This window comes from Streptomyces nanshensis, assembly GCF_001751255.1.
GTDB classification, from domain to species: domain Bacteria; phylum Actinomycetota; class Actinomycetes; order Streptomycetales; family Streptomycetaceae; genus Streptomyces; species Streptomyces nanshensis_A.
The window spans coordinates 1-295 of sequence record NZ_LJGW01000458.1 but is presented as its reverse complement, the minus strand read 5'-3'; the positions used below and the strand labels follow the sequence as shown (position 1 = coordinate 295).

Below are 295 nucleotides of genomic sequence, written 5' to 3'. Positions count from 1 at the left end.
GTCGACCGCGTCAAAGAGCTGATCAAGTACAAGGGATACCAAGTCGCCCCCGCCGAACTGGAAGGAGTCCTGGTCGCTCACCCGGGGATCACGGACGCCGCGGTGCTCGGCGCGCTGGACGAGCGGGGGCAGGAGGTGCCGAAGGCGTTCGTCGTACGGACGCCGAACGCGGCGGGCGGGACGCTGACGGAGGAGGACGTCCTCGCGTACGTCGCCGAACGCGTCGCCCCGTACAAGAAGATCCGCACGGTGGAGTTCATCGACGCCGTGCCACGGGCGGCCAGCGGCAAGATCC

Annotated in this window: 1 protein-coding gene; it reads left to right on the top strand. The window is 68.8% G+C overall.

Translation table 11 applies throughout. The features are described 5' to 3' along the window. Positions 1–295: AMP-binding enzyme (locus AN218_RS28435; protein ID WP_141747719.1), on the top strand; the 295-nt coding region annotated here is incomplete at both ends.